Annotated in this window: 9 protein-coding genes; 3 read left to right on the top strand and 6 right to left on the bottom strand. The window is 63.0% G+C overall.

All coding sequences use genetic code 11. The features are described 5' to 3' along the window. The 5 genes from IBX54_RS09770 to IBX54_RS09750 all read right to left on the bottom strand — a co-directional run. A partial coding sequence (locus IBX54_RS09770; protein ID WP_296542469.1) for a dihydroorotase occupies nt 1–1,220 on the bottom strand: 1,220 nt, incomplete at its 3' end. 31 nt (nt 1,221–1,251) lie between these two features. Beyond that, nucleotides 1,252–2,214 (bottom strand): aspartate carbamoyltransferase catalytic subunit, encoded by a 963-nt coding sequence (locus IBX54_RS09765; protein ID WP_296542468.1) that lies wholly within the window; start codon nt 2,212–2,214, stop codon nt 1,252–1,254. Nucleotides 2,215–2,216: 2 nt separating this feature from the next. Continuing rightward, the gene (gene pyrR / locus IBX54_RS09760; protein WP_296542467.1) at nt 2,217–2,714 is read right to left on the bottom strand and encodes a bifunctional pyr operon transcriptional regulator/uracil phosphoribosyltransferase PyrR; all 498 of its coding nucleotides are present in this window, start codon (nt 2,712–2,714) and stop codon (nt 2,217–2,219) included. After that, a complete protein-coding gene (gene ruvX / locus IBX54_RS09755) occupies nt 2,711–3,148 on the bottom strand; it encodes a Holliday junction resolvase RuvX (RefSeq protein WP_296542466.1) in 438 nt (145 codons plus the stop codon). Before ruvX ends, pyrR begins: the two co-directional genes overlap by 4 nt. Then, entirely contained in the window at nt 3,145–3,744 is a 600-nt protein-coding gene (locus IBX54_RS09750) for a YqgE/AlgH family protein (RefSeq protein ID WP_296542465.1), read from the bottom strand. Before IBX54_RS09750 ends, ruvX begins: the two co-directional genes overlap by 4 nt. 21 nt (nt 3,745–3,765) lie before the next feature. Here IBX54_RS09750 and IBX54_RS09745 point away from each other — a divergent pair, with 21 nt between their 5' ends. Continuing rightward, on the top strand, nt 3,766–5,253 hold the full coding sequence (locus IBX54_RS09745; RefSeq protein ID WP_296542464.1) for a deoxyribodipyrimidine photo-lyase: 1,488 nt from the start codon (nt 3,766–3,768) through the stop codon (nt 5,251–5,253). Here IBX54_RS09745 and IBX54_RS09740 read toward each other — a convergent pair. Beyond that, nucleotides 5,244–5,396 carry a rubredoxin gene (locus IBX54_RS09740; protein ID WP_296276371.1) on the bottom strand — a complete coding sequence of 51 codons (153 nt, stop codon included), beginning with the start codon at nt 5,394–5,396 and terminating at the stop codon, nt 5,244–5,246. The two genes, IBX54_RS09745 and IBX54_RS09740, sit on opposite strands and share 10 nt — an antisense overlap. Before the next feature lie 123 nt (nt 5,397–5,519). On the opposite strand from IBX54_RS09740, the gene hemL reads away from it, so the two are divergent. Beyond that, nucleotides 5,520–6,830, top strand: a complete 1,311-nt coding sequence (hemL, locus tag IBX54_RS09735) for a glutamate-1-semialdehyde 2,1-aminomutase (protein WP_296542463.1) — start codon at nt 5,520–5,522, stop codon at nt 6,828–6,830. 110 nt (nt 6,831–6,940) lie between these two features. Further along, a complete protein-coding gene (gene argG / locus IBX54_RS09730) occupies nt 6,941–8,284 on the top strand; it encodes an argininosuccinate synthase (RefSeq protein WP_296542462.1) in 1,344 nt (447 codons plus the stop codon). The last annotated feature ends 266 nt before the right edge of the window (nt 8,285–8,550 follow it).

The following is an 8,550-nucleotide window of genomic DNA, read 5'->3' as shown; positions in this document are numbered from 1 at the left end:
CCCTGGCTGACCAGAGCGTCAGCCTGCACCGTCCAGGCGGCCTGCGGGTCGAACACGCACACATCGGCCAAACCACCCACCTGCAAGCGTCCGGTGCGGCCCAGCCGGGGGCCCAGTGCCGCACCCAGCACATTGGCCGGACCGGTGGTAACTGCCGCCAGCGCGCGCAGCAAATCCACGCCACTGTCCTGATGCCATTTGTAGGCCAGGCTCAGCAGCAGCTCCAGCCCGGTGGCACCGGGCTCGCTTGCGGCGAACGGCAAGGCCTTGGCGTCTTCGTCCACCGGCGTGTGGTCTGACACCAGCGCATCAATGCTGCCGTCTGCCAAGCCGGCGCGCAGCGCGTCGCGGTCGCGCTGCTGGCGCAAGGGCGGGTTCAGCCGCGCGCGGCTGTCAAAGTAGCCGATGTCGGTGTCGGTCAGATGCAGCGAGTTGATGCTGACGTCGCAGCTCACTTTCAGGCCATCCAACTTGGCTTGGCGCACCAGCGCCACGCCGGCCGCGCTGCTGATGCGGCACAGGTGCACGCGCGCGCCGGTGCTGCGCATCAGCTCGAAGATGGTGTGCAGGGCAATGGTCTCGGCCATCACCGGCACGCCGCTCAAGCCCATGCGGGTTGCCAGCGGGCCGCTGGCCGCCACGCCCTGCCCCAGAAAATAATCCTGCGGGCGCAGCCACACGGCGTAACCAAAGGTAGTGGCGTACTGCAGCGCGCGCTGCATCACCTGGGTGTTGCCCAGCATCACCTCGGCCTGGCTGAAGGCGACGCAACCGGCATCGGACAACATCACCATTTCTGTGAGCGTTTCGCCTTTCAGGCCACGCGTGAGCGCGCCCATGGGATAGACGCGCGCCTGTTCGAGTTTTTCGGCGCGAAAGCGCAGCATTTCGACCAAGCCGGGCTCGTCGAGCACCGGGTCGGTGTCGGGCTGGCAAACCAGACTGGTGATGCCACCGGCCATCGCCGCCGCCATTTCAGATTCGAGCATGCGGGCGTGCTCGTTGCCCGGCTCACGCAGGCGCACCGCCAGGTCCACCAGACCCGGCAAGACCAGGCAGCCCGCGGCTGGAATCGTGACCTCCGGCTGAAAATCAGCAGGAATATTTTGAATCGCGAGGACAGCGCCGTTGGCCAGGGCGACATCGGCTTGCGCGTCCAGACCACTGGCGGGGTCGATGACCCGGCCACCCTGAATCAGCACACGTGTTTGCTTGTTCATCTGTTTGTCTCAAAAAAGTTCAGGCTTCAGTTCAGGCTTCGTTGCCGGCCACGATGCTCATCACCGCCATGCGCACCGCAATGCCGAAGGTCACCTGCGGCAGGATCACGCTCTGGCGGCCATCAACCACCGCCGAGTCGATTTCGATGCCGCGGTTGATCGGGCCCGGGTGCATCACGATGGCGTCAGGCTTGGCCAATTGCAATTTCACAGGCGTCAGCCCGAAGCTCCTGAAGAATTCCTGGCTTGACGGCAGCAACGCGCCGCTCATGCGCTCGTTTTGCAGGCGCAGCATGATCACCACGTCAGCGTCCTTGATGCCTTCTTCGAGCGTGTGGCAGACACGCACGCCCATTTGCGCCATGTCGGAGGGCACCAGGGTCTTGGGGCCGACCACGCGCACCTCGGCACACCCCAACGTGGTGAGGGCGTGGATGTCGGAGCGCGCCACACGCGAGTGCAGCACGTCGCCCACAATGGCCACGGTCAGGTTGGCAAAGTCGCCCTTATAGTGGCGAATGGTGTACATGTCGAGCAGGGCTTGCGTAGGGTGGGCGTGACGGCCGTCGCCGGCGTTGACCACATGCACATGCGGCGCCACATGCTGGGCGATCAGGTAGGGCGCGCCCGACTCGCTGTGGCGCACCACAAACAGGTCGGCGGCCATGGCGCTCAGATTGGCAATGGTGTCGAGCAGCGATTCCCCCTTGGCGGCCGACGACTTGGCAATGTCGAGGTTGATCACGTCGGCGCTCAGGCGCTTGGCGGCAATCTCGAAGGTGGTGCGGGTGCGCGTAGAATTTTCGAAAAACAGGTTGAAGACGCTTTTGCCGCGCAGCAAGGGCACTTTCTTGACCTCGCGGTTGCCCACCGAAACAAAGTTGGTGGCAGTGTCGAGCACCTGGGTGAGGACGCCCTTTGGCAGGCCCTCGGTTGACAGCAAATGGATCAGCTCGCCGTTTTTGTTGAGCTGCGGGTTGCGCTGGTAGAGCATGGCTAAATTTCTTTCACGTTGAAACTGAAGCAACCGTCCTCTTGGCGCACCAGCGCCAGCGACTGGGTGGCGGGCAGCGTGATGCGCGCGGCGCACAGGTCGGCCTGGACTGGCAGCTCGCGGCCACCGCGATCCACCAGCACCGCCAGCTTGACGCTGGCCGGGCGGCCAAAGTCGAACAGCTCGTTGAGCACCGCGCGCACCGTGCGCCCGGTGAACAGCACATCGTCGAGCAGCAGCACATGGGCGCCGTTGACGTCAAAGGGAATTTGCGTCTGCGCGCTGCTGGTCATGCCGCGGCGTGCAAAGTCGTCGCGGTGCATGGTCGACGAGATCACGCCAAACGGTTGCGCCAGGCCCAGGTCGCGTTGCAGGCGCTCAGCCAGCCAGACGCCGCCCGAGGCGATGCCCAGCAGTTGCGTGTCGGGCTGCAGCAGCGGGCGCAACTGGTGCGCCAGATCGGCATACAGCGCCTCGGCATCGAGTGCCAATGTGCTCATGGAAGACTCCTTAAAAACTGTTCCAGAATGATGCAGGCGGCCGCCGCATCGGCATCACGCGCGCCCATGGAATGGGCTTCGGTGGTGGTGTAGCGCTCGTCCACCTCGAACACCGGCAAGTTGAAGCGGCCATGCAATTGGCGCGCAAATTTGCGCGCCCGCACGGTGTTGTCGTGGGCGGCGCCGTCCGGGTGAAACGGCACACCGACCACCAACGCGTCGGGCTGCCAGGTCTTGAGCTGTTGCGCCACTTTCTCGAAGCGCGCCTTGCCCTCGGCGTTGATGGTGCCCTGCGGCTGGGCGGTGCGCAAAATACGGTTGCCCACTGCAAAACCAGTGCGCTTGAGGCCGAAGTCGAGCGCCAGAAAAGTCTGCAAATGGGTCGGCACCAGCGGCTGCGGGTCAAGGCTTGAACTGTCGGTCAGCGTGCTCATGCGTGCCCGGCATCGGGTGCCAGCATCCAGGGCTCCAGGCCCAGCAACTTGAGCGCCTGCGCATAACGCTCGGGCACCGGGGTCTCGAAGATCAGCCGCGCATCAGCCTCTACCGTGAGCCAGCTGTTGTCGCCCAGCTCAGACTCCAGCTGGCCCTCGCCCCAGGACGAATAACCCAATGAAATCAATACTTTGCGCGGCCCGCTGCCGACCGAGATGGCCTCCAGCACGTCGCGCGAGGTGGTCATCTCCAGGCCGCCCGGAATGACCATGGTGCTGGCATAGACGGGTTGCTCGGGTTTTTTGTCATCGGCAAAAGTGACCTCGTGCAGCACAAAGCCACGTTCGGTTTGCACCGGGCCGCCATAGAACACTGGCGCAGCCTGCAGGTCGGGGCGCGTCAAGGGCAGCTCCACCTTGTCGAACAACCCCTTGAGGCTGATATCGCAGGGTTTGTTAATAACCAGCCCCAGGGCCCCGCGCGGGCTGTGCTCACACAGATACACGACACTTTGGCCGAACAGCGGATCCTGCAGACCGGGCATGGCGATCAGAAAATGATTCGTCAGGTTGATGGGGGCAGAATCGGATGACATGCAACAATTTTAGCGATGAACATGACCCAAAATTTTGACACCGGCCTGATGTGGTTCAGGCGCGATTTGCGCGTGGCGGACAACGCCGCGCTGCACCTGGCGCTGAGTCAATGCTCACGCGTGCACTGCGTTTTTGTTTTCGACGAGGCGATTCTGGCGCCGCTGCCTCGCGCTGACCGCCGCGTGGCGTTCATCCGCGAATCGCTGGCGGAACTGGACGCGGCCTTGCGCCAGCTTAAGCGCAAGGCAGGCGCGGGTCTGATCGTGTGCCATGCGCTGGCCAGTGATGCGCTGCCCCGCCTGGCGGCCCAATTGAAGGTGCAGGCGGTATTTGCCGCGCGCGACTACGAGCCGCAAGCGCTGGCACGCGACGAGACCGTGCGCCATGCGCTGGCCCAAGCCGGTTGCGCGTTTTTCACCTGCAAAGACCAAGTCATTTTTGAAGGCCGCGACATCCTGACCCTGTCGGGCACACCGTATGGCGTTTTTACCCCCTACAAAAACAACTGGCTGAAACGCGTGAACCCGCAAGACCTGGTGCCGTGCGACAGCGCACCGCTGGCGCAGCGCTTGAGCGAACGCCCGCCAGAATTCCAGCGCCCCGTGCCCAGCCTGGCCGACATCGGTTTTGCGCCCACCAACCTGGCCAGCCTGAAGATTCCCACCGGTGAGCGCGGCGGCCAAACCTTGTTCGAGGCCTTTTTCGAGCGCATGGACGACTACCATGCCACGCGCGACTTTCCGGCTGTCAAAGGCCCGAGCTACCTTGGCGTGCACCTGCGCTTTGGCACCGTGTCGATCCGCCAACTGGTGCGCATTGCGCTGCAGCGCCAGGCCGCAGGCAGCGCGGGCGCGGCGGTGTGGCTCAGCGAACTGGTGTGGCGCGATTTTTACTTTGCCATTCTGGCCAATTTCCCGCATGTGGCGCAGCAGGCATTCAAGCCGGAATACGATGCCATTGAATGGGAAAGCGGTTCGCATGCAGAAACACTGTTCGCAGCCTGGTGCGAAGGGCGCACCGGCTACCCGCTGGTGGATGCCGCCATGGCCCAGATCAACCAGACCGGCTACATGCATAACCGCTTGCGCATGGTGGCAGGCAGCTTTCTGGTGAAGGATTTAGGTATTGATTGGCGCTGGGGCGAGCGCTATTTTGCCGAAAAGCTCAATGACTTCGACCTGTCGGCCAACAACGGTGGCTGGCAGTGGGTGGCCTCCAGTGGTTGCGACGCACAGCCCTACTTTCGCATCTTCAACCCGGTCAGCCAAAGCGAAAAGTTTGACCCGCAGGGCAAGTTCATTCGCCGCTACCTGCCGCAACTGGCCAGCCTGTCAGACAAAGCCATCCATGCGCCCTGGGCTGCCAAACCGCTCGAATTGCAAATGGCCGGCGTGACGCTGGGCCGTGACTACCCGCAGCCCATCGTGGCCCACGACGAGGCGCGCGCCAAGACATTACAGCGTTACGCGGTGGTCAAGAAGTCAGGCCAGCCGGCGCCTCAAATCTGAACCATCTCGAAATCTTCCTTGCGGGCACCGCATTCGGGGCAGGTCCAGTTGAGCGGCACATCGCGCCAGGCAGTACCCGCGGGCACGCCATGTTCGGGGTCGCCCACCTGTTCGTCATAAATCCAGCCACAAATCAGGCACATCCAGGTTGTTGATTGCGTCACAGCGTCCAAGGCCTTCCAATAGAATATCAACGTTTAAGCGCACCAGGCCGATTCCAACAATCAAACTTGGCGCATGCCGTCCAATTTTGCCTCAAGAACACCATGACATCCTCTACCGACCTCAATGCCACCCTGTTTGCCCGCGCCTCAAAAGTGATCCCGGGCGGCGTCAACTCTCCGGTGCGCGCTTTTCGCGCCGTGGGCGGCACACCGCGCTTCATCAGCCGCGCCCAGGGCGCCTATATATGGGATGCCAACGGCCAGCGCTATACCGACTACATCGGCTCCTGGGGCCCGATGATTCTGGGCCACGGCCACCCGGCGGTGGTCGAAGCCGTGCAAAAGGCGTTGCTCGAAGGCTTCTCATTTGGTGCCCCCACCGAACGCGAAATCGAACTGGCCGAGGCCATTTTGAAGCTGATGCCGAGCATGGACATGGTGCGCCTGGTGAGCTCTGGCACCGAAGCCGGCATGAGCACTATCCGGCTGGCGCGCGGTGCCACCGGGCGCAGCAAGTTCATCAAGTTCGAGGGCTGCTATCACGGCCACGCCGATGCGCTGCTGGTCAAAGCCGGCTCGGGCCTGGCCACTTTTGGCAACCCGACCAGCGCCGGTGTGCCGCCCGAAGTGGTGCAGCACACCCTCGTGCTGGAGTACAACAACATCGAACAACTCGAAGCCGCCTTTGCCGAACAGGGCAGCGAGATCGCCTGCCTGATGATGGAACCGATCTGCGGCAACATGAACTTTGTGCGCGCCAGCGTGCCTTTCATGAAGCGCTGCCGCGAGCTCTGCACCCAATACGGCGCGCTGCTGGTGTTGGACGAGGTCATGACCGGCTTCAGGGTGGCGCTGGGTGGTGCACAAAGCGTCTATGCCAAGGAAATCCCCGGTTTTGAGCCCGACATGACGGTGATGGGCAAGGTGATTGGCGGCGGCATGCCGCTGGCCGCCTTTGGCGCCAAGCGCGCGGTGATGGAACAGCTGGCACCGCTGGGCACGGTCTATCAGGCTGGCACGCTGAGCGGCAACCCGGTGGCCACGGCCTGCGGGCTGGCGACCCTGAAAGAAATCAGCAAGCCCGGCTTCCATGACGAACTGGGCCGCAAGACGCGCGCCCTGATCAGCGGTTTGAGCCAAGCGGCCAAAGCCGAAGGCGTGCCCTTTTGTGGCGACAGTGAGGGCGGCATGATGGGCTTTTATTTGCTCGACACCCTGCCCAGCACCTACAGCCAGGTCATGAAGTCCGATGGTGCCAAATTCAACCAGTTGTTCCACGGCCTGCTCGACCGTGGCGTTTACATTGCCCCGGCGCTGTACGAAGCCGGTTTTGTCAGCGCGGCGCACACCGATGCCGACATTGCCGCCACAGTGGCGGCTGCAGCCGAGATATTCAAAACACTCTCAAAATAAGCCTGGTCAGCACGCACTTTATCGCGGTCAACGCTTTGGATCACGGGCAATGTGAATCATTGCCACTCCCCTAAAATCGCACCCTTACATCGATCCATCGCATCATCACCATGAGCACCACCATCCTTCAAAACATTCCCGCCGGCCAAAAGGTCGGCATTGCCTTTTCCGGCGGCCTCGACACCAGCGCCGCGCTGCACTGGATGAAGCTCAAGGGTGCCCTGCCCTACGCCTACACCGCGCACCTGGGCCAGCCCGACGAGACCGACTACGACGAGATCCCGCGCAAGGCGATGGAATACGGCGCCGAAAAGGCCCGCCTGATCGACTGCCGCAGCCAGCTGGCCGCCGAGGGTCTGGCCGCGCTGCAAAGTGGCGCCTTCCACATCAGCACGGCGGGCGTGACCTACTTCAACACCACGCCCATTGGCCGCGCCGTGACCGGCACCATGCTGGTGGCCGCCATGAAGGAGGACGATGTCAACATCTGGGGCGACGGCAGCACCTTCAAAGGCAACGACATCGAGCGTTTTTACCGCTACGGTCTGCTGACCAACCCGGCGCTCAAAATCTACAAACCCTGGCTCGACCAGGCGTTTATTGACGAGCTCGGTGGTCGTGCCGAAATGTCGGCATTCATGACCGCGCACGGCTTTGGCTACAAGATGAGTGCCGAAAAAGCCTACAGCACCGACAGCAACATGCTGGGCGCCACCCACGAGGCCAAGGACCTGGAAAACCTCAACTGCGGCATTCGCATCGTCAACCCGATCATGGGCGTGCCGTTCTGGCGCGACGACTGCGTGGTGAAGGCCGAAGAAGTGTCGGTGCGCTTCGAAGAAGGCCACCCGGTGGCCTTGAATGGCACCGAATACCCCGACCTGGTGAGCCTGATCCTCGAAGCCAACCGCATCGGCGGGCGCCACGGCCTGGGCATGAGCGACCAGATCGAGAACCGCATCATCGAAGCCAAAAGTCGCGGCATTTACGAGGCCCCCGGGCTGGCGCTGCTGTTCATCGCCTACGAGCGTCTGGTCACCGGCATCCACAACGAAGACACCATCGAGCAGTACCGCGACAACGGCCGCAAACTGGGCCGCCTGCTGTACCAGGGCCGCTGGTTTGATTCGCAGGCCATCATGCTGCGCGAAACCGCCCAGCGCTGGGTGGCGCGCGCCGTGACTGGCGAAGTGACGCTGGAACTGCGCCGCGGCAATGACTACTCGCTGCTCAACACCGAATCGAGCAACCTCACCTACGCGCCCGAGCGCCTGAGCATGGAGAAAGTGGAAGACGCGCCGTTTTCACCGGCCGACCGCATTGGCCAGCTCACCATGCGCAACCTCGACATTGTTGACACCCGAGCCAAGCTGGGCATCTATGCCAAATCCGGGCTGCTGTCACTCGGTGGGGGTGGTGATTTGCTCAGCCTCACGGGCGAGAGCAAGCGCTGAAGATTCCGGCGCCGGTTCCGCGAATATAAGCCCATCGCGGCGAGGGCGCCGCTCCTACAGGGAGGGTGGTCTGGCAATTTGTAGGAGGCCCGCCTCGGGCCGATGGCTGTCTAACGGTCATGGCAACCCAGCTGCCCCGAATGATGAAACACAGTCGTCATTGCGAGCCCGCCGAATCCGGCCCGACAGCGTACACAGACCCTGCGCAGGCAAGCCGTCACTGCGAGCCATCCGTACCCGGCCCGATACCGCACACGGACCTTGAA

The sequence above is a fragment of the Rhodoferax sp. genome, from assembly GCF_014859475.1.
Lineage (GTDB): Bacteria > Pseudomonadota > Gammaproteobacteria > Burkholderiales > Burkholderiaceae_C > Rhodoferax.
Note: the sequence above shows the minus strand (reverse complement) of the source record. Positions and strands in the feature narration are given on the sequence as shown.